The 24,824-nt window shown below is 76.1% G+C and carries 21 protein-coding genes; 11 read left to right on the top strand and 10 right to left on the bottom strand.

The genetic code is table 11. The annotated features are described in order from the left end of the window. The first annotated feature begins 3 nt into the window (after window positions 1–3). Together ACZ42X_RS30140 and ACZ42X_RS30135 are read left to right on the top strand one after the other, a co-directional pair. Entirely contained in the window at window positions 4–843 is an 840-nt protein-coding gene (locus ACZ42X_RS30140; protein ID WP_468296602.1) for a hypothetical protein, read from the top strand. Then, entirely contained in the window at window positions 843–1,853 is a 1,011-nt protein-coding gene (locus tag ACZ42X_RS30135) for a serine/threonine-protein kinase (RefSeq protein ID WP_468296599.1), read from the top strand. The genes ACZ42X_RS30140 and ACZ42X_RS30135 overlap by 1 nt, the downstream gene beginning before the upstream one ends. On the opposite strand, the gene ACZ42X_RS30130 is transcribed toward ACZ42X_RS30135, so the two are convergent. Then, the gene (locus ACZ42X_RS30130; protein ID WP_468296596.1) at window positions 1,830–3,158 is read right to left on the bottom strand and encodes a streptophobe family protein; all 1,329 of its coding nucleotides are present in this window, start codon (window positions 3,156–3,158) and stop codon (window positions 1,830–1,832) included. The genes ACZ42X_RS30135 and ACZ42X_RS30130 overlap by 24 nt on opposite strands. A gap of 134 nt (window positions 3,159–3,292) precedes the next feature. Between ACZ42X_RS30130 and ACZ42X_RS30125 the strand changes: the two genes are divergently transcribed. The 7 genes from ACZ42X_RS30125 to ACZ42X_RS30095 all read left to right on the top strand — a co-directional run bounded on the left by ACZ42X_RS30125 (window position 3,293) and on the right by ACZ42X_RS30095 (window position 13,067). Next, window positions 3,293–4,453 carry a DUF6777 domain-containing protein gene (locus ACZ42X_RS30125; RefSeq protein ID WP_468296593.1) on the top strand — a complete coding sequence of 387 codons (1,161 nt, stop codon included), beginning with the start codon at window positions 3,293–3,295 and terminating at the stop codon, window positions 4,451–4,453. A 14-nt stretch (window positions 4,454–4,467) separates the two neighbouring features. Next, window positions 4,468–5,559 (top strand): ABC-2 transporter permease, encoded by a 1,092-nt coding sequence (locus ACZ42X_RS30120; RefSeq protein ID WP_468296590.1) that lies wholly within the window; start codon window positions 4,468–4,470, stop codon window positions 5,557–5,559. Window positions 5,560–5,696: 137 nt separating this feature from the next. Continuing rightward, on the top strand, window positions 5,697–6,665 hold the full coding sequence (locus ACZ42X_RS30115) for an alpha/beta fold hydrolase (RefSeq protein WP_468296587.1): 969 nt from the start codon (window positions 5,697–5,699) through the stop codon (window positions 6,663–6,665). A 53-nt stretch (window positions 6,666–6,718) separates the two neighbouring features. Then, on the top strand, window positions 6,719–7,852 hold the full coding sequence (locus tag ACZ42X_RS30110) for a hypothetical protein (RefSeq protein WP_468296585.1): 1,134 nt from the start codon (window positions 6,719–6,721) through the stop codon (window positions 7,850–7,852). Then, a complete protein-coding gene (locus ACZ42X_RS30105; RefSeq protein ID WP_468296582.1) occupies window positions 7,833–10,856 on the top strand; it encodes an AAA family ATPase in 3,024 nt (1,007 codons plus the stop codon). Before ACZ42X_RS30110 ends, ACZ42X_RS30105 begins: the two co-directional genes overlap by 20 nt. Next, the gene (locus tag ACZ42X_RS30100) at window positions 10,853–11,986 is read left to right on the top strand and encodes a trypsin-like peptidase domain-containing protein (protein ID WP_468296580.1); all 1,134 of its coding nucleotides are present in this window, start codon (window positions 10,853–10,855) and stop codon (window positions 11,984–11,986) included. The genes ACZ42X_RS30105 and ACZ42X_RS30100 overlap by 4 nt, the downstream gene beginning before the upstream one ends. A 10-nt stretch (window positions 11,987–11,996) precedes the next feature. After that, window positions 11,997–13,067 carry a trypsin-like serine peptidase gene (locus ACZ42X_RS30095; protein ID WP_468296578.1) on the top strand — a complete coding sequence of 357 codons (1,071 nt, stop codon included), beginning with the start codon at window positions 11,997–11,999 and terminating at the stop codon, window positions 13,065–13,067. 65 nt (window positions 13,068–13,132) lie between these two features. On the opposite strand, the gene ACZ42X_RS30090 is transcribed toward ACZ42X_RS30095, so the two are convergent. The 3 genes from ACZ42X_RS30090 to ACZ42X_RS30080 all read right to left on the bottom strand — a co-directional run bounded on the left by ACZ42X_RS30090 (window position 13,133) and on the right by ACZ42X_RS30080 (window position 15,452). Further along, window positions 13,133–13,786, bottom strand: a complete 654-nt coding sequence (locus ACZ42X_RS30090; protein WP_468296576.1) for a DUF305 domain-containing protein — start codon at window positions 13,784–13,786, stop codon at window positions 13,133–13,135. Window positions 13,787–13,870: 84 nt separating this feature from the next. Then, window positions 13,871–14,296 (bottom strand): DUF6153 family protein, encoded by a 426-nt coding sequence (locus ACZ42X_RS30085; RefSeq protein WP_468296573.1) that lies wholly within the window; start codon window positions 14,294–14,296, stop codon window positions 13,871–13,873. A gap of 46 nt (window positions 14,297–14,342) precedes the next feature. Then, window positions 14,343–15,452 carry a class I SAM-dependent methyltransferase gene (locus tag ACZ42X_RS30080; protein WP_468296570.1) on the bottom strand — a complete coding sequence of 370 codons (1,110 nt, stop codon included), beginning with the start codon at window positions 15,450–15,452 and terminating at the stop codon, window positions 14,343–14,345. A gap of 304 nt (window positions 15,453–15,756) precedes the next feature. Here ACZ42X_RS30080 and ACZ42X_RS30075 point away from each other — a divergent pair, with 304 nt between their 5' ends. Then, on the top strand, window positions 15,757–16,866 hold the full coding sequence (locus ACZ42X_RS30075; RefSeq protein WP_468296567.1) for an amidohydrolase family protein: 1,110 nt from the start codon (window positions 15,757–15,759) through the stop codon (window positions 16,864–16,866). On the opposite strand, the gene ACZ42X_RS30070 is transcribed toward ACZ42X_RS30075, so the two are convergent. The 3 genes from ACZ42X_RS30070 to ACZ42X_RS30060 are packed head-to-tail and all read right to left on the bottom strand — an operon-like array spanning window position 16,812 to window position 19,268. Beyond that, window positions 16,812–17,603 carry a polysaccharide deacetylase family protein gene (locus tag ACZ42X_RS30070; protein WP_468296564.1) on the bottom strand — a complete coding sequence of 264 codons (792 nt, stop codon included), beginning with the start codon at window positions 17,601–17,603 and terminating at the stop codon, window positions 16,812–16,814. The two genes, ACZ42X_RS30075 and ACZ42X_RS30070, sit on opposite strands and share 55 nt — an antisense overlap. Next, window positions 17,597–18,481, bottom strand: coding sequence for a DMT family transporter (locus ACZ42X_RS30065; protein ID WP_468296562.1), 885 nt, complete (start codon window positions 18,479–18,481; stop codon window positions 17,597–17,599). The genes ACZ42X_RS30070 and ACZ42X_RS30065 overlap by 7 nt, the downstream gene beginning before the upstream one ends. 4 nt (window positions 18,482–18,485) lie before the next feature. Next, window positions 18,486–19,268: an SDR family NAD(P)-dependent oxidoreductase gene (locus ACZ42X_RS30060; protein ID WP_468296560.1), complete on the bottom strand. Its 783-nt coding sequence runs from the start codon at window positions 19,266–19,268 to the stop codon at window positions 18,486–18,488. Window positions 19,269–19,477: 209 nt separating this feature from the next. Here ACZ42X_RS30060 and ACZ42X_RS30055 point away from each other — a divergent pair, with 209 nt between their 5' ends. Then, window positions 19,478–20,635, top strand: a complete 1,158-nt coding sequence (locus ACZ42X_RS30055; RefSeq protein ID WP_468296558.1) for an MGDG synthase family glycosyltransferase — start codon at window positions 19,478–19,480, stop codon at window positions 20,633–20,635. Here the strand turns inward: ACZ42X_RS30055 and ACZ42X_RS30050 are convergent. The 3 genes from ACZ42X_RS30050 to ACZ42X_RS30040 all read right to left on the bottom strand — a co-directional run bounded on the left by ACZ42X_RS30050 (window position 20,600) and on the right by ACZ42X_RS30040 (window position 24,823). Continuing rightward, entirely contained in the window at window positions 20,600–21,763 is a 1,164-nt protein-coding gene (locus ACZ42X_RS30050; protein ID WP_468296555.1) for a lanthionine synthetase LanC family protein, read from the bottom strand. The two genes, ACZ42X_RS30055 and ACZ42X_RS30050, sit on opposite strands and share 36 nt — an antisense overlap. Before the next feature lie 78 nt (window positions 21,764–21,841). After that, entirely contained in the window at window positions 21,842–21,997 is a 156-nt protein-coding gene (locus ACZ42X_RS30045) for a hypothetical protein (RefSeq protein ID WP_468296552.1), read from the bottom strand. A gap of 18 nt (window positions 21,998–22,015) precedes the next feature. Next, complete coding sequence (locus ACZ42X_RS30040) at window positions 22,016–24,823, bottom strand: lantibiotic dehydratase (protein ID WP_468296549.1); 2,808 nt, start codon at window positions 24,821–24,823, stop codon at window positions 22,016–22,018. Between the last annotated feature and the right edge of the window lies 1 nt (window position 24,824).

Here is a 24,824-nt window from a genome sequence, read left to right as displayed (position 1 = left end):
TTCATGGTCGCCCACCCCACGAGCCCGGACTTCCGGCCGACGCACGTCGTCCCGCGCGGGGGCCTGCCCGCCTGGGAGGCGCCCGACCCGGCGCGGCCGACGGAGCCGCTGGACCCGTTCCTGCCGGTGCAGCTGGTCGACCGGGTCGGCGACTGGGGGCGGATCCTGTGCTCCAACGGCTGGACCGCCTGGGTGGACGGCCGCCTGCTGGTCGCCGTACCGGCCGATCCGCCGGCCGCCGGGCAGCCGACGAGCCGGGCGGCCGATCCGCGGCCCCTGCTCGGCCGGGTCGAGGAGTCGCTGGGCCGCTACCGGCGGGCGGCGGAGGAGCTCGTGTCGGGCCGGACGGACGGCGAGGACTTCCGCCGCCGCACGCGCGGCCTGCGGGCCGGCGTGGTCGTCGACGGGGAGGCGCTCTGGCTGTACGACGCCGAGCACGAGCGCTGGGTGTACTGCGACGGGCGCAGGATGAGCACCTACGCGGCGTCGTCGGGCCCCTCGGCGAGCGCGGCCCCCGCGTCCGGGGCCACCGGCGGCCCCGGCGCGGCCGGTACGACGGGCACGGCCGGTACGGCCGATACGACCGGTGCCTCGGCGGGTGCTGCGGGTGCCGCGGACGCCACCCGCGCGGTGCAGGCGCCGAGCCCCGGCGGTGACCGGGACGGCGACCCGGAGGCCACGCGTGTCGTCGCCGCGCCGGAGGTGCCGGAAGCGCCGGAGGTGCCGGCGGAGCCGGCCGGACCCCCGGCGCGCGAGGCGGCCGTCGCGCACGAGCCGACGCGGGTCGTGGAGTGGCCCGGCGACGGTGACGGCGGCGGCACCGGCGCCGGGCGTGAGCGCTGATGGGCGGCGGCACCGCGAACGGCGGTACCGGGAGCACCGAGCTGCCGGCCGGGCGGCCCTCCGGGCTGACCGGCACGCGGATCGCGGACTACCGGGTGGAGCGGGAGATCGGCCGGGGCGGCATGGCCGTGGTGTACCTCGCCCGCGACCTGCGGCTGGACCGCCCGGTGGCGCTCAAGCTGCTGGCGCCGGAGCTGGCGCGCAACGACACCTTCCGCAAGCGGTTCGTCCACGAGTCGCGGGCGGCCGCGGCGATCGACCACCCGCACATCGTGCCGGTGTTCGAGGCCGGCGAGACCGACGGCGTGCTGTACATCGCCATGCGGTACGTCGCCGGGCACGACCTGCGCGCGCTGCTCGACCGCGAGGGGCCCCTGCCGCCCGAGAAGGCCGCGCGGATCGCGGTACAGCTGGCGTCGGCGCTGGACGCGGCGCACGCGCACGACCTGGTGCACCGGGACGTCAAACCGGGCAACGTCCTGGTCGCGGAGGGCACGGACAGCGACCACCCCGAGCACGTGTACCTCACCGACTTCGGGCTCACGAAGAAGTCGCTGTCGCTGACCGGGTTCACGACGGTCGGCCAGTTCGTGGGGACGCTCGACTACGTGGCGCCGGAGCAGATCTCGGGGCGCCCGGTGGACGGGCGGTGCGACCTCTACAGCCTGGGGTGCGTCGTCTTCGAGACGCTGGCGGGCGCGCCGCCGTTCCGGCGGGACGACGACATGGCGCTGCTGTGGGCCCATCAGTACGACCCGCCGCCCGCGCTGACGAGCGAGCGGCCGGGGCTGCCGTCCGCCGTGGACGGGGTGATGGCGAAGGCGCTCGCGAAGACGCCGGAGGAGCGGTACGACACGTGCCTGCGATTCGTGGCGGAGCTGCGGGAGGCGCTCGTGGTGGACGACCGCCGACGCCCGCCCGAGCCCGGGCCGCCGCCGCCCGCCCCGCCGGAGACCGGCCGGCCGCCGGAGCCGCCGCGCTGGGCGCTACCGGTCTTCCGGGGCCTGTAGCGGCGCCGCGGGCGTGACCTGGACCTCGCCCCGGCGGCGTACCCGCGAGGCGAGGAGTCCGCCGAGGAGGCCCGCGACCAGGCCCCAGGCCAGGGCGAGGCCGACCATCGTCCACAGGTGGGGCTGCAGCGCGACCTGGCCGCTGAAGGCGTCGACGTCCCCGATGATGATCATCGACAGGCCGTACCGCGCGGAGACCCGGGTGACGGGGATGATCACCAGCATGGTGAGCGCGAAGGCGGCGCCCAGATGCACGGCGTGCTGCCACAGCCGCGTGCGGGCCGGTGAGCGGACCGCCATGACGAAGGCGGCGGCCAGCAGCAGGACGGCGGCGACCGGGATGAGCCACCAGGCGCGCGGATCCTGTTCGGCGAGGGAGCCCACGTCCACGGTGGCGTCCGGCGCGCCGCGCATCACCGCGTCGAGGACCTGCGGCATCGGCAGCCCGAAGGGCCCTTCCGCCCGGCCGTCCCAGGCGCCGCCGATGCCGACGCCGAGGGCGAGCCAGACGACGTTCGGCAGACCGAGGAGGATGACCGCGAAGGTGTCGGCGGGGTGCCCCCGGGTGGCCGCCACGACGAGCCCGACGACCAGCCCGATCACGGCGTACGCGAGGACCAGCAGCAGCATCGCGAAGGCGGCGGGACGGACGGCCTCCTGGTGGCGCAGGAGCCGGGCGGGCAGCGCGGCCGTACGCGAGACGAGCAGGGCGGCGAGGAGCACCCCGAGCACCCACAGCAGGCCGAAGCCCAGCGTGGGCCCGAGGTCGGCGCGGAAGCCGAGCGTGGGGGTGGCGCCGAGGAAGTCGAGGATGTCGCCCGCCGTGTCCCCCGGGTCGAGGGTGAAGCTGTGGCGCGCCAGGGCGGTGAGCGCGGCGAGCGCCGCCAGCCAGAGGACGGCCGTCCTGGCGATGCGGGCGAGCAGGTCACCGGTGCCGGTGACGGCGTGGTGGCGCAGCGGCCGCAGGAAGACGGCGCCGGTGGCGAGCGCTCCGGCGAGGGTCACCGAGAGCGGCATCGCGGTCAGTTCGGCGTCCGTCCCGGCGAAGGCCCCGGCGTCTCCGGCGAGTCCGACGGAGCCGCCCGCCGCCATGACGACGACGGCGGCCACGACGCTGGGGAACGCGCCCTCGGGCAGTCCGGCGGCGCCCGCGGCCCAGAGGCCGAGCGCGGCCGTGACGGCCATGGCGGCGACCCCCGCGACCACCGCGAGCAGGGCGTGGCCCCAGTCGCGGGCGGCGCGCCCCGCGCCGGTGTGCGGGGTGCCCCCGGGGGCCTGGCGGACCTGACGGGCCTGACGACTCACGGTGTCACGTTAAGCGGGCGGCGGGGCCCTCGCCCGCGGGACGGGGCCGTTCGGCGCTGCGCCGCCGTCTCGGCTTGCGAGGCCCGCCCGTACGGAACACACAATGAGCCGGAACGGAAGAAAGGGAAAAAACCGTGACTTCCCAGCCGCCTCCCGATCGCCCCACCGGCCCTCCGTCGGGCCCGCCGTCCGGTCCGCCCTCCGGGCCCCTGTCCGGTCCGGCGTCCCAGCCGCCGGGGGACGGCGGTGGTGGCGGCGGCGCCGACGGCCCGTGGTGGCGGTCCGCCCCCAAGGTCGCGGTCCTCGCGGGCGTGGTCGTGCTGGCCGTGGTGCTCGCCGTGGTCCTGCCCCGCCTCGGCGGGGACGGGGACGGGGACGGCGGCGGTACGGCAGGAGGGGGCACGGGCACCATCTCCCTCCAGAACGCCTCGGCGGCCGGCCCCGACCCGTTCACCGACTCGACGGAGGTCGAGGACGACGAACCGACCGCGCCCCCGACCACGCCGCCCGCGCCGTCGACCCCGCCGCCGCGGGAGAACAAGCCCACGGTGTACGAGGGTTCGTGGGACGGGCTCTACGGCGGCACCAAGAACGTGGCCAGTTGCGACGTGGAGCGCCAGATCGCCTTCCTCGGCGAGACGCCCGACAAGAACGCGGCCTTCGCCTCCGCGCTGCACCTGGCGCCGCCCGCGGTCCCGGCGTACCTGCGCGGGCTGACCCCGATGCGGCTGACGAAGGACACCTGGGTCACCAACCACACCTTCCGTGACGGCAAGGCCGCCCCCTACCAGGCGATCCTCCAGGCCGGAACGGCCGTCATGGTCGACGCGCACGGCGTGCCGAGGGTCCGCTGCGCCTGCGGCAACCCCCTCCAGGAGCCGGTGCGCCGGGGCACGTACCGCCCGGTCGGCGACCCGTGGCCGGGGTACGACGCGTCGAAGACGGCGGTCGTCAAGCCGTCGCGCTCGGTGGTGAAGGAGTTCGTCATCGTCGACGTCAAGAAGGGCGGCTACATCGAGCGGCCGCCGGGCGAGGAGGGCCACCGCAAGGACGACGAGACCACGACGCCCTCCCCCGGCCACACTTCGCCGTCGCCCGCCTCGCCCAGGACTCCGGAGCCCAAGTCGCCGGGGCCCAAGTCGCCGGGACCCTCGACACCGTCGCCTCCGACGTCGGAGCCCGCGCCCGACACCTCGACCCCGAGCCCGCAGGACCCGGACACCGACACGTCGTCCGCGGAGGTATCGCCCGAGGTGCCGCCGGAGCCGGTGGACCCCCCGCCTCCGGCAGCCTGACCCCTCGCCGTCCCATGGCCGAGACCGCAGCCGAGGAACGGGAAGGCCGCCCGGAACGTCCTGAGCACGGCGCCCACGGCAGGCCCCCGACCCGGGCCGACCGGTGGGCGTCGGTCCGGAGGTCGCCCTTCCTGCCCGCCTCCGTCCTGGTGCTGATCCTGGCCGCCGCCGCGGCGCTCTTCGCCGGCTCGTACACGTACACCATGGCGAACCCGACACCGCGTCAGATTCCGATCGCGCTCGTGGGACCGGTCGACGCGCCGCACGGCCGCCGGTTCCTCGCGGGCATGGACGAGGCCCTCAACGCCTCGCTGGAGGTGCGCCGGTACGCCGATGAGGCCGGGGCCCGGCGGGCCATGGAGGAGCAGGAGGTCTTCGCCGTCCTGACGGTGCGGCAGCGCGGCGTGGAGCTGGACGTGGCCGGGGCGGCGGGCGCGACCGTGGCGCAGGTCCTGGCCGAGGCCGGTCCGGCGGCCGGCCGGGCGACGGGCGTGCCGGTCCGGGTGCGGGACGTCACACCGCTGCAGCCGGGCGACCCGCGCGGGCTGGCCCTGTTCTACATCTCGCTCGCCGCCGTGATCATCGGCTTCGTCGGGGCCATCCAGCTGAGCGTCCACGCCCGCGCGCTCGACCCGGGCGAACGGATCGCCTTCACCGCGGCCTACGCGCTGCTGGGCGGTTTCGCCATCGCGGCGACCGCCGACTGGCTGCTGGGCGCGCTGGACCTGCCGTTCGCGGAGTCATGGCTGATCCTCGCCCTGACGATGTTCACCTCGGGCATGGTCTTCACGATGTTCAACACCCTGATGGGGCGGTGGGCGATGCTGCCCACCTGGGGCCTGATGGTCCTGCTGGGCAACCCCTCGTCCGGCGGCGCCGTGTCCTGGCCGCTGCTGCCGTCGGTGCTGGGCCACATCGGGCGCTGGCTGCCGCCGGGCGCCTCGGTGAACGCGCAGCACACGGCGGTGTACTTCGGCGACCACCAGCACCTGTTCCCCTTCGCGGTGCTGGCCGGCTGGGCGCTGCTGTCCTGCGGCGTCTTCTGGGTCTGGCGCCACCGCCACCCGGGCGGCCGCGACCGGGTCCCGGCGCACGCGGCGGCCTGAGCCCGGCAAGACCGGCAGCCCGGCAAAACCAGCAGCCGGGCGGGCGGGCGGCCCGGCTGCCGGGCAAGATCGGCAAGACACTCCCCCGGGGCGGCTGGGATACTGGGAGTCCCTCTCCAGGGGGGACGGGAGCCGCCATGGGACCCAGGGTGATCTACGTCCACGGCAACGGCAACAAGGTCCGCGCCGAGCTGCTGAAGGCGCAGTGGGACCGGGCGCTCTTCGGCCGCGACATGGGCGAGGTGTCCCGCATGGCCTACTGGGCGCCCCTGCGGTACGACACGCCGTTGCCCGACTCCGAGCCCGATCCGCTGGACGGGGCGCCCGAGGCCTTCCAGGAGCTGCCGGGGCCGGCGGCCGTCGAGGCGCCGGAGGAGTTCGTGGCGCGCACGCTCGGGGAGTCGTGGTTCGAGTCGGGCGGGGCCGCCCCGGAGGGGCCGTGGACGGGCGAGGCCGGGGACCCGCTGGGCCGCTGGCTGCGCGACATGACGTACCTGGCGGACACGCTGGCCGAGACCCCTTCGGCCCAGGGGCCCGGACCGGAAACCGGCCCGGAACCCGGCCCGGAACCCGGCCTGGAGGCGCTGCCGCTGCCGGCTCCGGCCCGCAAGGCGGTCTTCCGGATCCTGGTCAAGCACACCTTCAAGGACGTGCACGCCTACTTCTTCGGCGGCGCGGGCCCCGCCATCCGCGACGTGCTGCGCGCCGAGCTCGACGCGGTCGGCGACGCGCCGCTCCTCGTCGTCGGCCACAGCCTCGGCTCCATCGTCGCGTACGAGGTGCTGGCCGAGACGCGGCGGGAGACCGAGCTCTTCGTGACCGTCGGCTCCCCGCTGGCCGTCAAGGAGGTGCAGGACCACCTGGCCGCGCCGCCCGCCGTGCCCGCCGGCGTACGGGCCTGGCGCAACGCGTCCGACCTGCGGGACCTGGTGGCCCTGGACCACACGCTGCGCCCCGAGTACGCGCCGCAGGAACTGATCACGGACCTGTTGGTGGTGAACGACAGCCCCAACCACCACGGGATCCCCGTACCTGGCGGACGCGCAGGTCAGAGGCGCGTGCCAGGAGGTCCTCGACCGCCTTGCGGGCCCGTGAACCGGGTGTGAATATGACAAAAGAGGGGGGCGAGAAGGGGGGCGTCAGCCCTGGTAGGTGGCCCATGCCCCTGGCCGAAACGGAATGGGACCTCGTGACCCTGTGGGTGCGCGAGTACCTCCTGGACACCACCGATCCGCACACCGGGCTGCTCCAGGCCGGCTTCCCGCCGGACTTCGTCGCCGCGCTGCCGCTGACCGCCGTCAGCGGCGAGAACGCCCTCGCGCTGGTCCGCTCCTCCCGCCGGGACATCGACCGCCAGCTGCAGCTGGTCGAGGCCGTCGCGGCGACCGACCGGCTGGCCGTACGACCGGAGGTCGCCAAGGCGCACGAGTTCCTGGAGCGGCTGCGGGAGGACCGGAACGTCCACGCCTCCCAGGACAGCTTCCGCACCCTGGTCCTCAAGAACGGCACCGAGGCGTTCATCGACCGCCAGAACCTGCGGGAGACGCTGCGCCGTTTCGTCCACGACCCGGAGAAGTCGGTGCTCGTGGTGGACGGCGACCCGGACAGCGGCCGCTCGTACACGTACAAACTCATCCGGCACGTCGGGCAGCACAGCGGCTTCCGCCCCGCCCGCGTCACCCTCTCCCCCGCCGCCACCGCGGCCCGGGTGCTGCGGCGGCTGGCCGAGTTCGTCGGCGAGCCGCACGCCGCCGGGCCCTCGCCGCCGGACCCGGCCGGGCGGGACGACCCGCTGGCTTCGCTCGAGGACGCCGTCCACTGGGTGGTGCGCCGGGCCAGCACCGCGGAGGACACCTTCTGGCTGGTCCTCGACGAGTGCGACAAGCTCGACGCCACCTCCGACGTGTGGGATCTCATCGGCCAGCTGGCCCTCGCCATCTACGAGCACGCCGGCGTACGGGGCGAGCAGGCGCCCCGGCTGGTCCTCCTCGGTTACGGGCCGGCGATGCGCCAACTGCCGTACGACGTGCGCGGCAGCGTCTGCCGGGACACCGCGAGGGTCGCGGACGGCGCCGACCTGCGCGCCTTCTTCGACCAGTACTTCCACGAGGCCCCGCCCGCGTCCGTCGCCGCCCTCGCCCCGGGTGACTCCAGGGAGTCGGCGGTCGCCTCGCTCGTGGACGTGGCCGTCGAGGAGGTGCTGCACGCCGCCGGGAAGGGCGACGGCGACAGCTACATGCGCAGGCTCTGTACGGCGGCGGAGGAAGCCATCCATGTCTACCGGACCCTCTGAAGCCGGCGGGCCCGGCCGGTCCGGCCCCGAGGCGCTTCGGGAGCTGTTCACCGCCCGGCTGCGCCGGGAGCTGCGGACGGGCGACGAGCCGCCGCCCGCCGTCTCGGCCCCCCACCGGGCGTACCGCGAGGCGGCCTGCCTGCTCGGCTCCTTCGACCCCCAGCGGCTGCGACTGCCGGACGAAGGCGGGGCCGGCGGCGACGCGATCCTGGAGCTGCTCGACGACTGCACCGGCGACGGCGGGGCGGGCTCCGGCCGGTGGTCCCTCAAGCGCCGGGTCCGGGAGGAGACGCTCGCCTCCCTGGCCGGGCCCGGAGCCGCACGGCGCCTGCTGGAGTGCAACGCCCACCAGTTCGCGGACGAGCCCGGGCCCGAGCGGTCCGCCCTGGCGTATCTGTCCGGCCGCCCGCCCGACCTGCGCGGGCGCTCCGCCGACGAGCTGACCGACGTCCTCCAGGCGGTGCTGTGGCTCTCCCGGGTGCCGGGCGTCACCGGACTGCCCGAGGCGGACCGGGTCCGGCGCGCCCTGGACCGGGCCCGGCTGCTGGATCCGCTGAGGCGTCTCGTACGCGCGCCCTTCCAGGGCCGTGCCGCCGAGCTGAGGGAGCTGCGCGCCTACACCGCGCTGCCGGGCGACGGCCCCGGTTCCCTCCCCGTCGGGCCGCTCGTCATCCACGGGCCGGGCGGCATGGGGAAGTCCACGCTGCTCGCGAAGTTCCTGCTGGACGGCGTCGAGGGCGCCGAGCGGGGGACGGCCGGCTTTCCGTTCGCGTACGTCGACTTCGAGCGGCCCACGCTGTCGGTGCACGAGCCGGCCACGGTCATCGCCGAGGTCGCCCGGCAACTGGCCGCCCAGTACCCGGAGTACCACGCCGAGCTCGACGCGCTGACGGGCGACTGCCAGGAGGCGGCCCGCGGCGAGCGCGAGGACCTGGAGCGGGTGGCCCGGCTGCACCGGCTGTCCACCACCCGGGCCGTGCTGGGGCGTACGTCGTCGCAGGAGTTCCAGCTCCTGTCCATCGAGCGGGAGACCGCTCTCGTCCGCGCGGTCGCCGAGGTGCTCGTGCGGGCGGCGGCCGGCGCGGGGCAGGCGGACGCGCCGTTCGTGGTCGTCCTGGACTCCTTCGAGGAGGCGCAGTACCGCGGGTCACCGGCCGTCGGCAGGCTGTGGGCGGCCTTCACGGCGTTCCACTCCGTGCATCCGCGGTTGCGCGTGCTGATCTCCGGGCGGGCGCCCGTCGGCCACCCGGCGCAGACCGTGGCGTCCCGGGACCTGGAGCTCGCCGAGCTCGACCGGGAGGCGGCGGTCGGGCTCCTGGAGTCGTGCGGGGTGGACGATCCGGAGGTGGCGCGGATGCTCGCGGACCGGGTGGGCGGCCATCCGCTGAGCCTGCGGCTCGCCGCCCGCGCCGCCCTGCTCGCCGGTGTCGCCGGTCACGGCACGGGCGACCTGATCGGCAGCCTGCCGGAGCCGCGCCGGGACTTCTTCCAGCGGGTGGACCGGATGCTGGTCCAGGGGATCCTGTACGACCGCATCCTCCACCACATCGCGGACGACGAGGTCCGGCGCCTCGCGCACCCGGGACTGGTGCTGCGCGTGATCACGCCCGAGATCATCAAGGAGGTGCTCGCCGGCCCCTGCGGCCTGCGCGTGGAGACCATGGGCGACGCCCGGCGGCTCTTCGACGAGCTGGCCCGGCTGGACCTGGTCGAACCGGCCGGCCCCTCGGCGGTACGCCACCGCCCCGACGTCCGCTGCATCATGCTGCGGCTCCTGGCCCAGGACCGTACCGAGACCACCCGGGAGGTCGAACGGCGCGCGGTGGAGTTCTACGCGGCCCGGTCCGGCCCCGAGGCGCGGGCCGAGGAGATCTACCACCGGCTGCGGCTCGGCGACAACCCCCGGTCGGTGGAGGAGCGGTGGCTGCCCGGCGTGGAGCGGTTCCTGGCGGGCGCGGAGCGCGACCTGAGCCCGCGGGCGGCCGCCCTGCTGGCCGCGAAGTCCGGCCGGGCGGCCCCGGAGCCGGTGATGGCGGGCGCCGAACAGGAGGACTGGGAGCGGCTGGCGGCCCGCGAAGTCGAGGACCTGCTCGCCCAGGGCCTCGCCGGGGACGCGGCCGCCCGGCTCGCCGAGCGCCGCCCGTGGAGGCCCTGCAGCGCGCTCCACGCGCTCCACGCCGAGACGCTCGACCGGCTGGGCCGCCGCGCGGAGGCCCGCACGGCCCTGGCGGAGGCGATCGAGGCGGCGGGGGCCACCGGGGCGGGCGGAACACGCCGGGCGCGGGTGTGCGGCGAGCGGCAGTTGGAGCTGCTGTTGCTGGCGGCGCGGCTCGCCGAGGACGACGGCGACCTGGAGGCCGCCGACCGGGACCTGTGCCGGGCGGAGGACATCGCGGTGCGCCTCGGGCACGAGCTGGAGGCGATCGGCGCCCTGCTGGCACGTACGCGCCTGACCGGCGGGGGCGGGGCGCCGCGGGACGGGGACGCTGACGACCGGCTGGCGCGGCGGCTGCGCCGGCTGCCGGAGGCGGTGCTGGCCGGTCAGCCCGAGCTCGTACGGGCGGCCGCGTCGCAGGTCCACGCGCGCGACCCGCGGGCGCTGGGCCATGCGCTGGAGGCGGTGGGACTGCCCGCCGACGACGCCGTACCGGACGTACTCGGCGAGGCGATCCGCCGGGCGGTGGCGCACCGGCCCGGGCTCCTGGGCACCGTGATGGACCTGCTGGTGGACGCGGCGGGACCGGCGCGGCGGCCGGACGCGCCGCCGCCGTCCAGCGTCACCGGGATCCTGCGCCTGGCGCGCGACCACGGCACGCTGGACGCGCTCGCGCGGCGGCTGCTCGACGTGCCGGACGACAGCGGCGAGATCGCCGCGGGGGTGGCGGCGGCGATGGGCCTGGACGCCCCGGGCGACGGCGAACCCGCGGCCCCCGCCGCCCGCACGCCCCCCACCACCCGTACGACCCCTGCGGCCTCCACCACCCGTACGACAGGACCGCCATGACCCCGAGCCCGTATCTCCCGCCCGACCGGATCCTCGAAGTGCGCGACGCCGCCCTGGAGTCGGGGCTCGCCGACCCGTCGGTGCGGCCGCTGCTCCTCGACGGCGTCATGCCCCGCTACCGCGGCACCCTGCCGCTGCTGCCGGCTCCCGGGCGGCAACTGCACTCGGACCTCAACGAGATGAACCGGGTGGAGCGGCTGGTGGACGGCTCCGTACCGCTGGAGATCTGGCTGCGGAACGCCGTCGCGCAGACCACCGAGGCGGCGCCGCTCGCCGTCTTCCAGCGCGCCCTGGACGACGTGGCGCGGGCAGCGGCGGGCGAGCCGGACGTCCTGGCCGGGCGGGACCTCCCCGAGGTGAAGGAGCAGATCGTCCACCGGGACGACACGGTGCCCATCGGTTTCCTGCGGGGCGGCGACCGGGCGGGGGCGGCGGTCGCGCGCGTCAGGGTCCCGCCGTTCGAAGGGGGCGCGCCGCTCCAGCCGAACGGCTTCCCGCACTCCGGTACGGGCTGGCTCATCACGCCGGACCTGCTGGTCACCAACCACCACGTGGTCAACGCCCGCACCGGCGGCGGCGCCGGTCCCGCGCGGGCCGCGCCCGAGGACCTGCTCCTGCAGGCACGGCACACCCGCGCGCGGTTCGGTTACGACACGGAGGAGGACGGCGAGGCGGAGGAGGTGGCCGTCGCCGAGCTGGTCGCCGCCGACCCGGACCTGGACTACGCGGTGCTGCGCCTGGCCGAGGCCCCCGACCGCCCCGTGCTGCGGCTCGCCCGGCGCCCGCTGACGGTCGTGCCCGGCGACTCCGTGGCCGTCAACATCATCCAGCACCCGGGCGGCCTGCCCAAGCGCGTGGCGCTGCGCAACAACGTCGTGTACGAGGCCGACGAGCGCGATCTGCGCTACTTCACGGACACTCGCGGCGGGTCCTCCGGCTCGCCCGTCCTCACCGACGACTGGCGGGTGGTGGCGCTACACCGGGGCTCGAAGCGGGTGGAGAACGTGAACTTCCAGGGCAGAGCGACGGCGTTCGTGAACGTCGGGACCCAGCTGGCCGCCGTGCTGAGCCACCTGGCGGCAGCCGGTCCCGCCGTCCACGCCGAGATCGAAGCGGCTCAAGACGGGTGAGGAGAGACGGATGCGAGAACGGAACAGGTCCCCGGTGGCCACGGAACCCGAACGGATCTTCACCGACCTGGCCGAGGTCGCCGCGCGCGTACGGGAAGGGCTGGCGCGCGAGGTGCCGGAGTCGGAGCGGGAGCTCGCACCGGAGGAGCGGCCCGCCGGGCACATCGCGGACTTCGCCGGGCAGGAGCGGGCCAGGGTGCTGTCGGCGGGGGCCGACGGTCTGGAGAAGCTCTCCGAGGGGCGCGGGGACGACATCACCGACGACGAGTCCTTCGGGATGGAGGCGATCGTCCTGCTGGAGGGCAGGCCCGCCCTCCTCGTCCAGGACTGCGACTTCCCGTCCCAGCCGGGCGACTGGGCGGTGCTCGACGGCCACCGGCCCGCGATCCGCGACTCGATCGCGCGCGTGGGGCGGGTGGAGGTCACGGGCCACCTGAGCCTGGACTGGGTCGGCACCGGCTTCCTCGTCGGCACGGACGTGATCATGACCAACCGCCATGTCGCCGTGGAGTTCGCGCGGGCCGACGGCGACGGCTGGAGCTTCCAGCAGGGCATGGCGGCCCGGCTGGACACGGCGGAGGAGTACGGCGCGCCGCCCGGCGCCGAGGGCCCGTCGTACGCGGTCGAGGAGGTGCTGGGCATCCACCCGGAGGCGGACATGGCGCTGCTGCGGATCGCCCCCGGCGACGGCGGCGCCGGTGAGGGGCTGCCGACACCGCTGGCCGTGGCGGCGGACGCGCCGGCCGACCTGCCGGGGCATCCGGTGTACTGCGTGGGCTATCCGGCCTGGGACGGCCGGCGCAACGAACCGGAGTCGATGCGCCGGATCTTCATGGACGTCTACAACGTCAAGCGCCTCCAGCCGGGGACGGCCACGGAGCTCGCGCCGGAGCAGAACGTCATGAAGCACGACTGCTCGACGCTCGGCGGCAACAGCGGCTCGCCCGTCTTCGACCTCACCGACCACCGCGTCCTCGGCCTCCACTTCGGCGGCCGGTACGGCTTCGGCAACTACGCGGTGCCGCTGTGGCAGATGGTGGAGGACCCGCTGCTGGAGGGGGCCGGGGTCAACTTCGTATGACGGTACGGCCCCGGGTACGGCCGGGCGGCGCCTTGCGACGGTGCCGCCCGGCCGCACCCGTCGGCTCAGTCCTTGCCGAGCAGCTTGTTCATCTCGGCGATCTCGGCGGACTGCGCGGCGACGATGTCGCCGGCCATCTTCTTGGCGGGCGCGTAGGAGCCCTTGGCCTGCTCCGTCTTCGCCATCTCCACCGCACCCTCGTGGTGCTTGATCATCATCTCCATGAACGCGGTGTCGAAGGCCTTGCCGGAGGACTTCGCCAGCCGGTCCATCTCCTCCTCGGTCATCATGCCGGCCGTGCCGCCGTGGCCGCCGTCGTGGCCGCCGTGGTCCATCCCGGCGCCCTCGCCGGGCACCTGCTCGCCCCAGGAGGTGAGCCAGCCGGACAGCGTCCGGATCTCCGGGTCCTGCGCCTTCTTGATCTTCTCGGCGAGGGCCTTGACCTCCGGGGCGGCGGCCCGGTCGGCGGCCATCCCGGACATCTGCACGGCCTGCCGGTGGTGCGGGATCATGCCCTGCGCGAAGGCCACGTCGGCGGCGTTGTGCGCGCCCTGCGCGGGCGAGGCCGGGGCGGTGGACTTGGTGGCGTGGCCGGTGTGGCCGGACGGGGTGTCGCCGTCGTCGCCGCCGCAGGCGGCGAGGACGAGCGCGGCGGTGACGACGGCGGCGGCGGAAGCGGCCGCCCGGCGGGCACGGGAGGGGCGTGTGGTCGTGAACATGGGGTGGTGCACTCCTTGCGCGTGAACGTGGGTACGGCTCGGGGCACGGCGTCGGCCCGTCAGGGCCGCGCCGCGCGGGCGCCGCTATATGCGCAGGAGTTGCAGCTGTGCCAGGTCCGGCGGGGCCCGGTCCGTGGCCGCGCCGGCGGCCGGGCGGGCCGGCGGCGTGAGGGCCGTCTCCGGCTCGACGCCGCTGGGGGCGAGGGGCACGGGGGCGGGCGCGGTGGAGACGCCGCCGGCGGCGCACGTGGCGTCGGCGTGGTCGAGGTGACCGGCCCCGCCGCGTCCGGCCCCGGCCTCGTCCAGGTGCTCGCAGGCGTCGCCCGCGACGTGGACGGTGTACGCGACGGCGTGTGCTCCGTGCCCGCCGTGCGGCGCGTGGGCCTGCGGCGCCGCCGTACCGGCGGCCAGCCCGTGCATCGCGAACACCCCGGCGAGCACGGCGAGGATGAGCAGCATCCGCCGGTACGCCGTGGGGCGTACGGGTCGGCGGTGCTGCGCGGGGATCACGTCCGCCATCGTAGGCGGCCGTGCGGCGCCCCGGGCGCCGGGGTCGTCACCGTGTGCGGGCGACGTAGTAGACGTTCATCGGATCGCCCTCGACCGACCGGACCTCCACCTCGCTGAAGCCCGCCTCGCGCAGCATGCGGCGGGCGGTCTGCTCGCCCCACACCGTGCCGAGGCCGGCCCCGCCGGTGCCGAGGGAGGTGGTCATGCAGTAGAAGAGGCTGAAGCCGAAGAGGGCGGGGCCGAAGGGGTGGCCGATGTTCTCCTCCAGCCTGCTGGAGGCGGCGATGTCGCCCATCAGGAACGTGCCGCCCGCGCGCAGCGCCCCGGCGATCGCCGCCAGGGCGGGGGCGGGTTCGGCCAGGTCGTGGATGACGTCGAAGGCGGTGACGAGGTCGTACGTGCCGGGGAGGTCCGCGGCGTCGCCGACGGTGAGGCGGACGTTGTCCAGGCCGAGGCGGCCGGCCTCCGCGCGTCCCGCGGCGATGCCCTCCTCCGAGCGGTCCAGGCCGTGGACGCGGCTGCGCGGGAAGGCGCGGGCCAGGATCACGGGCACGTGGCCCTGCCCCGTGCCGACGTCGAGGACGTCGATGCCGTCCCGGAGCCGGTCGAGGACGCCGGGGGCGAGCGGCAGGATCGTGTCCACCAGCGCCCGGTCGTACACGCGGGCGCTCTCCTCGGCCTGGAGGGCCTGGAAGCGCGGGTAGGCGGAGTACGGTACGCCGCCGCCCTCGCGGAAGCAGCGGACGACCTGCTGCTCGACCTCGCCGAGCAGCGCGATGTACTGCATCATGCCGGCCAGGTTGTCGGGACCCGCCGCCGTGGTGAGGCAGGCGGCGTGCTCGGGCGGCAGGCGGTAGGTCCCGCCGTCGGGGTCGTACGTGACGAAGCCGCCCACGACCATGCCGCCCAGCCATTCGCGTACGTACCGCTCGTGCAGCCCGGCCGCGTCGGCGATGGCCCGGCTGGTGGCCGGCGGCAGGGTGCTCATGATGTCGAAGAGCCCGGTCTGGTGGCCGACGCTGGTGAGCAGGGCCAGGCACGCGTCGTTGAGGACGCCGGCCACCCGGGCCGCGAACTCCCCCGCTCCCGCCGGACTCGACGCTTCCGCGGAACCCGACGTCTCCACCGGACTCGATGCGCCGGGCTCTGATTCCATGCGCGTCACGCCTCTCCTCGGGCAAGGCAAGGCAAGGCCCCCGGCGCGACGACGGCCGCCCCGGGGGACCCGGCCCAGCAGCCCCCTGTGGCGGGGGCGCTTGGGAGTTAACGGCTCCACCCTGCCAGGCCGGGCGGGCCGCGGGACCGGACGCGCGGCCGGACGCGCGGCGGCGTCACCCGTCCGGCCCGGGGGCCTGTCGGCATCCGTTCGGGTGTCCCGGCGCGGCGGAGCCGCCCGCGTCCGGCCGGGCCGGTTATGCCTGCGGCAAGGTCACCGCCCGAGAGAGGATCCCCTGTCACCCATGAACACCCCCCACACCGTACGGCGGCTGCGCGTCGGCAGGCGCGCCGCCGTCGCCGTCGCCGCCCTGGCCGCCGCCTCCGTGGCCGCCTCCCCGGCGGGCGCCGGTTCCGCCGCGGCCGTCAAGAACTGCTTCGACCGCGCGACGCAGCCGTACACCTCCCAGGTGGACGGTCATCTCCACTTCCGGCCCTTCGGCGGCAAGGCCATCCCGTTCGACGAGGTCACCGCGTACCTGCGGAAGAGCGGGGTGCGCTACGCCAATGTGTTCGGCATCGGCCAGAAGCTGCCCGTCGGATCGAGCTGCACGTACTACCTGGACTGTCCGGGCACTCCGGTGCTGCCCAGCATCAAGAACGACGTCGTCAACGGTGAGAGCTACCTGGAGTCGAAGCCCGAGAACCCGCGTCTGACGCTTTCGATGAGCTCCTTCGACGTGACGAACCCGGAGGGGATCCCCGCGGGTCTGGCCCTGTACGACGAGGAGTTCCCGGGACTGTTCCGCTGGAGCGGCGAGCTCAATGTGGTGAAGGCGGCGCTGTTCCACAACCACCACGAGCCCGCGACGCCCGAGGACATCGACGCGTGGGCGGAGTTCATGGCCGTCATGGAGAAACGGGGCGTCCCCGTCACCCTCCACGCGGACCTCGGGAACGACCGCGAGCCCACGAAGTACCTGCACCTCCTGGAGCGGGTGCTGGACCGCTATCCGCGCAACAAGATCGTGTGGGCGCACATGGGTCTGTCGAAGGAGCTGTCCACGATGGACCCGCGGTGGCACATCACGATCCTGAAGCGGCTCCTGGGCGAACACCGGAACCTGACGCTGGACCTCAGCTGGCGGGTGCTGGACGACCAGTACTTCAGCAAGCCGGGGGTGCGCAGGCTGTACGCCCGGTTCCTGGACGCGTATCCGACCCGGGCCATCCCGGGGACGGACTTCGTGGCGTCCGCGGACAAGGACTACGCGGTCTACAAGGAGGAGCTGGAGGTGACGAGCCGGATCAACAAGGAGCTCGGTGACGCGGCGTTCCGCGGGATCGCGCTCGGCCAGAACTACTTCCGGCTGCTCGGCCTGGAGGACCGGGCGCCGGAGGTCTGCCGCTCCTGACCCGAAGGGCCCGGGCCGTGGTCGGCGAGGCCGTGATCGGCGAGCCGTCCGACCGTCAGGCCGCGCGCCCGGCACGCGGCGACGAGCGCGGGCAGGGCGCCGAGGGCGGCCCGCCACGACCCGGGCGCGCTCGTCACGTCGGAGTCGTGGAGCAGGACCGTGCCCCCGCCGCGCAGGGTCCTCGTCACCTCGGCGAGGACGCCGGCGGGGGTGGCGTCGGCGGTCCAGTCGCGGCCCCACGCCGACCACAGCACCGGGCGCAGCCCGGCGGCGCGCGCCGCGGCCCACCGCCCGCCGGTGAGGACGCCGTACGGGGGCCGGTACCACAGGGGCCGCTGACCGGCGGCCTCGGTGACGAGCTCCGTGGTGCGCGCCAGGTCCCGCGCGTCGCGCAGCGGCCGGGGCCACCAGGGGCGGTCGTGGCGCCAGCCGTGGACGGCCAGTTCATGGCCCTCGGCGGCGATCCGCCGCCCGAGGTCCGGGTGGCGTGCCAGCCGCTCCCCCAGGACGAAGAAGGTGGCGCGGACGCCGAGTTCGTCCAGGGCGTGCAGGAAGCGGGGCGTACTGGCGGGGTCGGGGCCGTCGTCGAAGGTGAGCGCGACGCGCGCCGGGTCGCCGCGTCCGTCGAGCCCCGGCCACAGCAGCGCGCGGGGCGTGGGCAGCCAGGTCGCGGCGGGCCCGATGTGCCAGGCGGCGGCGGTCAGGGCCGTCCAGGCGGCCGTGCGGGGGCTCACCACTTCGACCGCCCGTTGGCCTCCTGGTCCTCCGCGACGAGCGGGGAGCGGGCCAGGTGGACGCAACCGGCGGTGAGGATGGCGAGGGCCAGCACCTCGAAGCCGACGCGCCAGCCGAGGTGCACCTTCTCCGCGAAGAGGGTCACCCCGAGGACCACGCTCAGCAGCGCGTCACCGAGGGTCATCGCGGGCTGGGACGCCACCAGGGTGCCCGCCCGCAGGGTCACCTGCAGGAGCAGGAAGCTGGCGAGCCCCACCCCCATGGCGGCGTACGGCTGCCAGGTGGTGAGGACCGCGCCGAGCCCGTCCGGCAGCCGCCCCAGGGCGTCCTTGAGCAGCGCGGCGGTGCAGGAGAAGCCGGTCGCGGTGGCCGTGCCGAGGGCGGCGGCGCGCGGCGCGGACGGCAGCCGTACCGACACGCCGATCATCACGGCCACGAAGGCGCCGACCGCGAGGGCGGTCCACAGCCAGTCGGCCGGGGGGACGGTGTCCCGGCCGCCGGAGGGGTCGGCGAGGGCGAGGAAGGCGGCGAGGCCGACGGCCATGGCGGCGAAGGCCCAGCGGGTGGCGGTGTCGGGGCTGCGGCGGAAGACCACGCTGCCGAGGACGAGCGTGAACATCAGCTCGGTGCTCATGACGGGCTGCACGATGGACAGCGGTCCGGTGGCCAGGGCCAGTGCCTGCAGGACGCCGGAGACGGCGAGGAGCCCGGCGCCCCAGACCCAGACCCGCCGGTGCACGAGGCCCGCCATCCACCCGCCCCTGCCCCGGGCCCGGGACGGGCCGGGGCCGACGTCGGCCGCGGCACGCCGCTGGAGCACCGAGGCGCCGGCGTTGCCGAGCGCCGCGAGCAGCGCCAGGAGGATCGACAGGGCGAGCACGGGATCAGCCGAACCGCTTCGCCATGGCGCGGAAGAAGCCCGGCACGGCGCCCTGCATCCGGGCGGGCATCGCCAGCCATCCGGGGATGTAGAGGTCGTGGTCGGTGCCGCGCGTGAGGGCCCGCCACACGAGGTCCGCCACCCGTTCGGGGGGCACCGGTCGCGGGTGGTCGCGGTGGTAGGGGACGCCGCGGCGGTCGAAGAACGGGGTGTCGACCGCCCCGGGCAGCACGACCGTCACCCGTACGCGCGTGCCGGCGAGTTCGTAGCGCAGGCTCTCGGCGAGGGCGAGCAGGCCGCCTTTCGTGGTCGCGTACACGGCCTCGTTGGCGACGCCGACGCGGCCGGCCATGGACCCGATCACGACGATGCGGCCCGCTCCTCGCTCCACCATCCCCGGCAGCACCAGGCGCACCAGGTGCACCACGCCGGTGAGGTTGACGGTCAGGAGCCGGTCGATGGCGTCGCCCGGCATGTCGACGAACGGGCCCGCCCAGCCGACCCCGGCGGCGGCGACCAGCGCGTCGACGCGGCCCTCCCGCTTCAGGGCCTCGGCCGCGAGCCGTTCCACGCCCGCCCGGTCGCCCAGGTCGACCGGGAGCGGTGTGCCGCCGGTGCGGCGGGCCACCGCGTCCAGCCGTTCCTCGTCCCGTCCGCCGAGCAGCAGCCGCCAGCCCCGGTCGGCCGCGGCGATACGGTCGGCCACGGCCTCGCCGATCCCGGAGGAGGCTCCCGTGACGAGCGCGACCGGCCCTGCGGGTACCTGCCCTGCGGGTGTCGGGGGCATCTGGATCCTCCGGAGTGTGGGGAACGTGCCCTTCCAGCGTCCCTGTTTCCGGCCGGTTCGTCTCCCGGGAGCGGGCGCGCCCGCCACGATGCGGCGCAGATCCACCCGAACAGGCCGATTCGGCGCCTTCCCGGGCCGCGCCGCGCGCCCGGACGGACGAGCATGGAAGCGGCCGGCAACGAGGCCGGCGCCGAGGTCTGGAGGCGCCCATGGGGCGGCGGTGCATGGTGCTCAGCGCGAGCATGGGCGCGGGCCACGACACGGTGGCCGCCGAACTGGCGCGCCGGCTCCGGTCGGCGGGCCACGAGGTCCTCGTACGCGATGTGCTGACGCTCTTGCCGCCGGGCGCCGGGCCGGGGGTGCGGTCGTTCTACCGGTTCACGGTGCGCCACGCGCCCTGGCTGTACGAGGCGATCTATGCGGCCTTCCTGGCGCCGGGTCCTCCGGAGGGTGCCGCGGCACCGGCGCGCGGGCGGCTCGACGTGGCGCCGATGGCCGCGCTGGCCGAGCGGCGGCTGGGCGCGCTGGTGCGCGACTGGCGGCCGGACGTGGTCGTGTCCACGTTCCACCTGGCGGGTCAGGTGACCGGGCGGATGCGGCGGCGCGGCACGCTGCGGGTGCCGTGCGCGGTGTTCGTCACCGATTTCGCGCTGCACCGGGCGTGGCTGGAGCCGGGCAACGACCTGTTCCTGTGCGTCTCGGAGACCGCCGCGCGGACCGCCCGCGCGCTCACCGGGTGCCCGGCCGCCGCGCCGGGGCCGGTGGTGCCGCCGGGGTTCGACCGCCCGCCCCGGTCGGAGGCGTGGGCGGCGCGGCTCGCGCGGGCGGGCGGCGGGCGGCCGCCGGTGCTGCTGTCGGCCGGGGCCTGGGGCGTCGGGAAGGGGCTCCTGGCGACCGCCGGGGCGCTGGCCGGGCACGGCTTCCTGCCGGTACTGCTGTGCGGGCGCGACGAACGGCTCCGGCGGCGCGCGGCGCGCGTGCCGGGGGCGCTGGCGCTGGGGTGGGTGGACGACATGCCGGGGCTGATGTCGGCCGTACGGCTGCTGGTGGACAACGCCGCGGGCCAGACCGCCGTCCAGGCGCTGGCCGCCCGTGTGCCCGTGGTCGGCTACCGGCCCATCCCGGGCCACGGTGCCGTCGGCGTACGGCGGATGGCGGCCGAGGGCCTGACCGTGTACGCGTCCGGCCTCGCGGAGCTACTCGATCTGACGGCCCGCCTGGTGCGCCCGGGGCCGGAGCGGGAGCGGCGCGTGGAGCGCGGCGCCGCGGTGTTCCGGGACGATGCGGCGCGGCTGGTGGCGGGGCTCGGCGATCCGCCGACGGGGGATCCGTCAGCGCAGCCCGAGGCAGGGCAGCCATGCGCGTGAGGCGCCCTGAGCGGCGGTGAGCAGGGCGCTCAGCGCCCCGGCCGGGCCGAGCAGCAGGCCCGGCGGCCAGTCGTCGTACGTGTCGGGAAGCCGCTCCACCAGGTGGTGGACGAGCCGTTCCTTGAGCGCGGCCGCGGCGGGCACGCGCGCATGGCGGTCGAAGGCGTCGGCGACGGCCAGGACGCCCGCCGCTCCGTGGCACAGGCCGAGCAGGTCGCCGGGGGTGTCGCCGAAGAGGTGGAACTCCGTGTCGTAGCGCTCGGCCAGGGTGGTGACGGCCGCGGCGGCCCCGTCGGCGGCTTCCTTGTCGCCGAGCGCGTCGGCCGCGTCCCACAGTGCCCAGGCGACACCGGGATTGCCGTAGCACCAGGCCTGGCGGCGGTTCGGGACGGCGGGCAGCGGGCCACCGTCCAGCCCGGCACCGGGCCAGCTGCGGATGGCGCGCTCGTCGTCGTACGCCTGGCGCGCCAGCCAGCGGGTGGCCCGGGTGAGCGCGCCGGTGAGCTCCGGGTCGGGCCCGAGGCGGCGGAGGGCGGCGGTGAGGGCGGTGGCGAGTCCGGCGACGCCGTGGCCCATGCCGGTGTTGACGCGGCCCTGCATCCACGCGAGGTGGGGGTGGCCCTCGTACTGCCCGGCCCGCAGGCGGGGCAGCTCGTCGCCGTCGCACAGGCGCACCAGGTGAGCGGCGAGCGGCCGCATGTGACCGGGTGCCGGGTCGGCGCCCGCGCACAGGGCGAGCAGGGTGCCGGAGGGGCCTGAGATCAGGTCGTAGTCGGGAAAGGCGACGCCCTCCGTCCGGTACGCCGGGGGGCGGGTGGCCAGGTGGTCGCGCAGCCGGTCGGCGGCCCGGTGCAGCGCCGGGTGGAGCGTGGCCCCGAGACGCAGGCCGACGAGCGTGCCGGCCAGGCCGCCGTCGTACAGCGCGGGGTGGGACGGGCCGCGCCCGGCGGACTTGGCCCAGACGGCCACGGCTGCGGCGGCTGTGGCAGCGTCGGTGCCGGGCAACAGGTGCGCCAGTACGGGGATGCCGGGGTCGGCGGGGTGTCCGGCCTCGTCGGGAGCGGTGATCCACTTCTCCAGGTACCGGGTGGCGAGGTCGAGGACGGTCTCGTGGGTGGTGTGCGCCATCGGGCTCCTCCCGGGCGGGCGGCGGGGTGGCGTGGGCGGAGCCGCCCGGACGGGCCGGGCGGCTCCTGTGACGTGTGGTCAGGCGCAGATGACCACGGTGGCGCAGACGACGATCGTGCACACACCGCTGCAGCCCGCGGACATCGGCGACGCCGACGGCAGATCACTGTCGGTGATGCGCTCGTCGAGGTCGTCGATGAGCAGGTCGAGGTCGGCCAGTTCGATGTTGGGCATGGGACGTTCCCTTCTCTTTCACTGGGTGGTGTCCACCCCGGCGGGCCGCCTGGCGGGCGGGCCGGGGAGGTCTTGTGCGTCGCCGCGCAGCAGCGCGTCGGCGGCGGCCACGGCGAGCCGTTCGGCGCCCTGGTCGCAGGGCAGCCTCAGCAGCGCCTGCGCGGCGACGGCCGCACCGCCGTGCAGGGGGTCGCGCAGCAGCAGCTCTCCCGGCGCGGGGAGCATCTCCTCGACGAGGAGCTCGTCGCCCGCCTGTTGGGCGCAGAGCCGCTCCACGAGGTGGAGGGCGGTGAGCGAGTCGAAGTCCACGGGCACCGGTTTCGCGCCGGGGCCGGTACGGACGAACGCGTGGCGGGGCAGCGCGGTGTCGCGGCGCAGCAGGGCGAGGGTGCGGACCTTGGCGAGCAGGCTGTCGCCGGGGTGCCACAGGTGGGCGCGGCGCAGCCGCCAGGTGGCCGGGGAGAGGACGAGCTCGCCGCCCGCCGTCAGCCGGGGCAGCCCGCGCCGGTCCGGCAGCGCCGCGTCCAGGCCGTCCAGGCGGACGAGCCAGGAGGCGGCCGGGTGGCTCGCGGCGAGCAGGATGCGGACGAGGACGTCGTAGGGCGGGACCGGGGAGCGGGTGGCGTGGTGGACGGGGACGATGCGCTGCCCGTCGGCCTCGGCGATGATCCGGCGGCCGCTGCGGCGCACGGTGATCCGGTCCAGCGGCAGGTAGCGCGCGTGCGCCCCGAGCGGCCCGTAGTACGGCGTGGGGTCGGGGTCGCCGGTCCACCACGTGGTCGCCACGGGGCGGCGGACGGCGTTGGCGGCCCGCTCGGCGAGCGGGGGTACGAGGAGCTCGACGAACCGGACGCCGGTGCGGCGTTCGACGGCGGCGAGGAAGTCGCGGTAGGCGTCGGCGTTGCCGTACCCGCCGTGCAGGGTGCGCAGTCCGTCGGCGAAGCGGGCGTCGAGCACCCCGGCGGCCGAGGCGGTCTCCAGGACGGCCACGGGGCCGGGGCCCGTGTGCGGGGGCAGCGGGCGCAGCAGGCAGTCGACGGGCCAGGGCGGCACGGCGTCGCGGCCCCGCGGGGCGCCCAGGGCGTCGAGCAGCGCGTCGTCCACGTCGACGCGTTCGGCGCCGGAGCGGGCGGCGGCGTCCAGGTGCTCCAGGAGCCGGGCGTAGCCGGACCCGGGGTCGCGGGCGGGGGCCCAACCGCCGTACCGCCGCAGGACGGGCGGCGGGCCGTCGGCCGCGGAGAGCCGGTCGGCGAGGATCTCGCTGACGGGGCGCGGCCGTTCGGTGAGGGCGGCGATCTCGGGGCGGGCCTGGGGCGGGACCTCCGGGTGGCCTTCGGCCTCGCGCAGGGCGGCGATCCGGGCCGCGATCCGCAGGCCCCGCAACACGCGCTCGGCCGCCGGTACGGGCACGGTGGCGCCGGGCCCGAGGGCGCGGTACGCGTCGAGGAACCAGCCGCCGGCGTCCGTGGCCGCGGGCGTGTCGGGGTGCGGCAGCGTGCCGGTCACGGTGACGGCGTCGGCCCGGACCCAGGGGCTGTACCGGTGCCGGGGGGCCGTACAGACCTGGAGGACGCCCATGGAGAGCAGGTGCTGGAGGAACCCCCGCAGCACGCCCGGGTCTGCGGCCGGCGCACCGCCGGGCGGCGCGGCGGCGCCCAGGACCGTCTTCTCCAGCTCGCCCAGCGGGCACGGGCCGTCGGCGAGGAGGATCAGCACCACCTCCAGGACGCGGGTGCGGCGCAGGACGACCTGGCGGAGCCGGCCGGGCTCGCGCGGGTCGACGACGTAGCAGCGCAGCCGTCCGGCGGGGTCCTCCGGTGCGGTGGCCGGCTCGGTGAAGTGCAGGGGCGCGGGCACGAGCAGGGTGCCGGGGTCGGCGGCGCGCAGGTCCAGGGGCGCGATCCGGGTCCGCACGAGGTGGATGTTCTCCATGGCGGTGGCCGCGAGCGCGCCGAGCGCGGCGGTGCCGGGGGCGAGGAGGGAGCTGCCGTCCGGTGCGGCCGTTACGGGCAGCGCGGCGATCTGGCCCGCCCAGCCGCGGGGCGTGGTCTTCGCCGCGGCCCGGCCGAGGACGCGCCAGATGTACGCGGTGCGCTTGCGCAGTTGCCTGCCGGTCCAGGACTGCCCCTCGGCGAGGCGCCGTTCGACGTCCTCGGTGAGGCCGGGGGCGGCGGCCGCCAGGAAGGCGCGCAGGACGGGGTTGGAGCGGGCGGTGTCCCAGGCCTGGACGGCGATGCGTTCCTGTTCGGCGGCGACCGCCTGTTCCAGTGCCGTGAGTCCGGCGGCCGCGGTGCCGGTCGCGTGCAGCAGGGCCCGGGCCTCGGCCGCCAGGTGGGCGGGGACGGCCGGCGAGCGCTCCAGGAGGCGGCAGTCCGCCGCGCCGGGTGCCGCGCCGGAGTGCAGCCGCCGCCGCAGGGCCAGGACGGCGCCGCGGTCGGCGCCCGTCAGCCCGGGATGCGGCACCACGTCGGTGCCGAGCCGGTCGGCGAGCAGGCGGGCGCGTTCGGCGCGCCGGTCGTCGGCGTCGGCCTGGCGGACGACCCGTTCGAACAGCTCGGGGCTCGCGGCCGCGGTCCAGGCGTCGCAGGGCATGCCCGCGACGCGCAGCAGCGCCGTGGCGCCGAGGGCCCGGTCGCGTACGCCCCCCGGGTCCGGCGCGCCTGCCGCGCCCCGTACGCGCGGCGCGCCGGGCGCTTCCTCTCGTACGCCCGGGGCCCGCGGGGCCTGCGGGGCGTCCGGGGCCTGCGGCGCGTTCGCAGCCTGCGACGCGTCCGGGGGCCGCGCCGCGGCGTGCCGTGCACCGGCCGCGTCCCGTGCCGCGGCCACC

This window comes from Streptomyces sp. NPDC030862 (assembly GCF_055571835.1).
This window is presented reverse-complemented; position numbering and strand designations above follow the sequence as displayed.

Coding starts and splice junctions, on each gene's coding strand:
- ACZ42X_RS30075 (WP_468296567.1), top strand. CDS start 15,757: ATGAACACCCCCCACACCGTACGGCGGCTGCGCGTCGGCAGGCGCGCC.
- ACZ42X_RS30060 (WP_468296560.1), bottom strand. CDS start 19,268: ATGCCCCCGACACCCGCAGGGCAGGTACCCGCAGGGCCGGTCGCGCTC.
- ACZ42X_RS30100 (WP_468296580.1), top strand. CDS start 10,853: ATGACCCCGAGCCCGTATCTCCCGCCCGACCGGATCCTCGAAGTGCGC.
- ACZ42X_RS30135 (WP_468296599.1), top strand. CDS start 843: ATGGGCGGCGGCACCGCGAACGGCGGTACCGGGAGCACCGAGCTGCCG.
- ACZ42X_RS30080 (WP_468296570.1), bottom strand. CDS start 15,452: ATGGAATCAGAGCCCGGCGCATCGAGTCCGGTGGAGACGTCGGGTTCC.
- ACZ42X_RS30140 (WP_468296602.1), top strand. CDS start 4: ATGGTCGCCCACCCCACGAGCCCGGACTTCCGGCCGACGCACGTCGTC.
- ACZ42X_RS30050 (WP_468296555.1), bottom strand. CDS start 21,763: ATGGCGCACACCACCCACGAGACCGTCCTCGACCTCGCCACCCGGTAC.
- ACZ42X_RS30045 (WP_468296552.1), bottom strand. CDS start 21,997: ATGCCCAACATCGAACTGGCCGACCTCGACCTGCTCATCGACGACCTC.
- ACZ42X_RS30055 (WP_468296558.1), top strand. CDS start 19,478: ATGGGGCGGCGGTGCATGGTGCTCAGCGCGAGCATGGGCGCGGGCCAC.
- ACZ42X_RS30110 (WP_468296585.1), top strand. CDS start 6,719: ATGCCCCTGGCCGAAACGGAATGGGACCTCGTGACCCTGTGGGTGCGC.
- ACZ42X_RS30105 (WP_468296582.1), top strand. CDS start 7,833: ATGTCTACCGGACCCTCTGAAGCCGGCGGGCCCGGCCGGTCCGGCCCC.
- ACZ42X_RS30090 (WP_468296576.1), bottom strand. CDS start 13,786: ATGTTCACGACCACACGCCCCTCCCGTGCCCGCCGGGCGGCCGCTTCC.
- ACZ42X_RS30095 (WP_468296578.1), top strand. CDS start 11,997: ATGCGAGAACGGAACAGGTCCCCGGTGGCCACGGAACCCGAACGGATC.
- ACZ42X_RS30120 (WP_468296590.1), top strand. CDS start 4,468: ATGGCCGAGACCGCAGCCGAGGAACGGGAAGGCCGCCCGGAACGTCCT.
- ACZ42X_RS30115 (WP_468296587.1), top strand. CDS start 5,697: ATGGGACCCAGGGTGATCTACGTCCACGGCAACGGCAACAAGGTCCGC.